1 pseudogene is annotated in these 257 nt (G+C 60.3%); it reads left to right on the top strand.

The window, feature by feature from the left end:
- Positions 1 to 139 (top strand): annotated as a pseudogene (locus tag PU724_RS34045) (IS630 family transposase); the annotation flags it as partial.
- Positions 140 to 257: the final 118 nt, after the last annotated feature.

Genomic DNA, 257 nt, shown 5'->3' with positions numbered 1-257 from the left:
CATCGTGGGAATGATCGAGGAGCGCAAGGACATCACACTGAACGAGATGGTGGCTCGGCTGGAGACCGAGCGGCTGGTAAAGATCAGCCGCAGCGCCCTGAGCGCCTGGCTCGGCCGGCACGGCTGGACATTCAAAAAACGTATGGCCCGCCCGTCGGCAAGAGGTTTATTTCTGATGGCAACTATTGGTCTGCATCAACGTATACGGCGTGTCGGCTGAAGCCGTCGCCAAGATGGAGATCCGCACGCTCCGGGCC

The organism is Mesorhizobium abyssinicae (genome assembly GCF_049887195.1).
Classification (GTDB): domain Bacteria; phylum Pseudomonadota; class Alphaproteobacteria; order Rhizobiales; family Rhizobiaceae; genus Mesorhizobium; species Mesorhizobium abyssinicae.
This window is presented reverse-complemented; position numbering and strand designations above follow the sequence as displayed.